This window comes from Leptolyngbya sp. FACHB-36 (assembly GCF_014695955.1).
Lineage (GTDB): Bacteria > Cyanobacteriota > Cyanobacteriia > Leptolyngbyales > Leptolyngbyaceae > FACHB-36.
The window spans coordinates 1-2953 of record NZ_JACJPG010000121.1 but is presented as its reverse complement, the minus strand read 5'-3'; the positions used below and the strand labels follow the sequence as shown (position 1 = coordinate 2953).

Below are 2953 nucleotides of genomic sequence, written 5' to 3'. Positions count from 1 at the left end.
GCGAAGAAGCCTTTTTCTTTGGCGATCGCCAGTGGCGCACAAGCAGTCAGCGGCACGAAGCCAATTTCCAGATTCACTTTCTCTAACCCGTGGCGAGCAATAGCGCCAGTCTTCCGCGCCCGGAGCTGCTTAATCCGCTTTTGCTGGTTGAGGAAATAGATAATTTCGCTTCGCATTGCGTAGTAGTGGGGATGATTCACCACTTCCAAGCGTTTGCGCGGACGGGGCAAATCGACGTCCATGATTTGTCCGATCTTCGATTCCGGTCCGTTGGTCAGCATGACGACGCGATCGGACAGCAGCAGCGCTTCATCGACATCGTGCGTCACCATCACCGCCGTCACATGGCTTTCTTCGCAAATCTGCATTAGCTTCTCTTGCAGGTTGCCGCGCGTTAGGGCGTCCAACGCGCCGAAGGGTTCATCCAGCAGCAACAGCTTGGGACGGATGGCGAGGGCGCGGGCGATCGCCACTCGCTGCTTCATGCCGCCCGATAGCTGCGCCGGAGGCTTGTCTGCCGCATGGCCTAAACCTACCGCCTCAAGATTGTGCTGAACAATCTCGTTGCGCTCTCGCGGCGACAGATGCGCCAGCACTTCATCTACAGCGAGGGCAATGTTTTCGCGCACGCTCAGCCACGGCAGCAGCGAGTAGTTTTGGAACACGACCATGCGATCGGGACCCGGACGGCTAATCTTCTCGCCTTCTAGCAGTACCACGCCTTCGCTAGGAAAATCTAGACCAGAAATCATGTTTAGCAGCGTGGACTTGCCGCAGCCAGAGTGACCAATCAGTGAAATGAATTCACCTTTCTGGATATTCAGTTCAATTCCCTTTAGGGCAACGTAGCGATCGCCGTTGGAGAGGGAAAAGGTTTTTTCGATGTTATCAACACTTACGAATGCGGTCATAGGAGGAGGAGGAATGATGAATTCTGAATTTTGAATTCTGAATTCTGAATTGGAAGTGAAGTTAACTCACTCGTTCAAAATTCAGAGAGGGGGAAGGGAATGATGAATTTTGAATTGGGTCAAACTCCGTAATTCAAAATTCATCATTCAAAATTGCGAATTAACTTACTCGGGCAAAATGCGGCTCTGAATCCAGGCAACAACTTTGTCGAGCAGTAAGCCAACGAGTCCGATGTAGACCAGCGATATAATAATTTCGCTAACCTGACCGTTTTGGTAGGCGTTCCAGATAAAGAAACCGATGCCGACAATGCCAGACATAACGATTTCTGCGGCGATAATTGCCAACCACGCTAGACCGATCGCAATCCGCAGTCCGGTAAAGATGTAGGGTAGAGCGGCAGGCAACAGAATTTTGAAGAAGTACTTGCGCTGAGACAGTTGCAGCACTTTAGCAACGTTGTTGTAGTCCTGGGGAATCTGACGCACGCCGACAGCGGTGTTGATCAGGATGGGCCAAATTGCTGTAATGAAAATCACGAATAGGGCAGCAGGCTGGTTTTGCTGCAAAGCGGCAAGCGCGATCGGCACCCACGCCAATGGCGGCACGGTCCGCAGCAGTTGAAACAGCGGGTCGAGCGCTTTGCACATCGTTTGGTTCAGACCAATCACAATGCCTAAACCGATGCCAACGATCGCGGCTAGCGAGTAGCCCACAGCAACCCGTTGCAGACTCGCAAATACCTGCCAAAACAATCCTTTATCGGTGCCGCCACGGTCATAAAACGGGTACAAAATCAGAATCCAGGTTTCCTGGACGACCTTAATTGGACCGGGCAACGTGGCTCCGGGCAGAAACGAAAATAGCTGCCAAATTGCTAAGAAGATGCCGATCGCCGCAAGTGGCGGAATCAGATCGGATACGCGATCTTTTAGCTTGAAACGCGACATCCAGGAGTTATTAAAGGTAGCAGAACGGCGCTGTGCGATCGTCATGGGATGAGTCCTCTTCTGGTCTGGGAATGAGATGAGTTCAGTTACAAGTGAGTCAAGGAAAGATAAAGCGAATAGCTGTTAACTATTAGCTTTTAGAACTAAGCCTTTTTGATCTTGAGGCTATTCAAATACGCCTGTGGATTTTCTGGGTCAAACTTGACGCCATCAAAGAATTCTTCAATGCCGCGAGATGTGCTAGTAGGAATATCTGCTGCTGGGATTCCGGCTTCTTTTGCTGCCTCTTTCCAAATGTCTTCGCGGTTGACTGAGTCGATCAATGTCTTTGCATTCGTCAGCGTTTCCTTCGGCAAGAAGCCCCAGCGGACGCTTTCGGTCAGGAACCACAGATCGTGGCTCTTGTAGGGATAAGAAACGCTACCTTTCGAGTCCTTCCAGAACAGGACTGCCAATGATTTATCGTCGATCGTGCGATCGCCCATGTTGTATTTGCCCATCAGCGGCTCAAGCAGCACGTTTTCTGGAACGCCAAAATACTGCCGCTGTGCCAAAATTTTTGCCAGTTCTGGACGATTGTTGAAATCGTCGCACCACTGTTGCGCTTCCATGATGGCTTTGAGGATCGCCTTGGTGGCTTTGGGGTGCTTATCCACCCAATCCTTCCGCATGGCGAAATACTCTTCGGGATGGGCTTTCCAAATCTCTCCGGTCAGCGCTGCCAAATAGCCGATTTTGTCTGACACGATTCGGTAGGGCCACGGGTCGCCTGTACTGAAGGCGTCCATTGCGCCGCGCTTCATGTCCGCAACGGTCTGAGACGCAGGCACGGTCAGCAGTTCTACGTCCGAGTCAGGATTGATGCCACCTGCTGCGAGCCAATAGCGCACCCAGAGTTCCTGATTTGCTTTTGGGAAGGTGTAGGCAATTTTGAACCGCGACCCTTCAGATTTCAGTTGATTAAATAGTGCAGTTGTTTGCGACAGATTTAATCCAATATTTTTGCCTTGATGTTTGCCCGCGATCGCAATTCCGTTTCCTTGCGTATTCAACTGACACAGAACGTACATCGGCACTTTCGTTTGGTCGGT

The 2953-nt window shown here is 51.0% G+C and carries 3 protein-coding genes; all 3 read right to left on the bottom strand.

Features of this window, described 5'->3' with window-relative positions:
* Positions 1 to 911 (bottom strand): nitrate ABC transporter ATP-binding protein (locus H6F43_RS01695; RefSeq protein ID WP_190340291.1); only part of this gene is annotated, 911 nt, incomplete at its 3' end.
* Positions 912 to 1076: 165 nt separating this feature from the next.
* Positions 1077 to 1907, bottom strand: coding sequence for a nitrate ABC transporter permease (gene ntrB / locus H6F43_RS01690; RefSeq protein WP_190340290.1), 831 nt, complete (start codon positions 1905 to 1907; stop codon positions 1077 to 1079).
* A gap of 98 nt (positions 1908 to 2005) precedes the next feature.
* Positions 2006 to 2953: CmpA/NrtA family ABC transporter substrate-binding protein (locus tag H6F43_RS01685; RefSeq protein WP_190340289.1), on the bottom strand; the 948-nt coding region annotated here is incomplete at its 5' end.

What these genes read in the sequence shown, in the direction of transcription:
- ntrB (WP_190340290.1), bottom strand. Translation starts at nt 1,907, where the DNA reads ATGACGATCGCACAGCGCCGTTCTGCTACCTTTAATAACTCCTGGATG.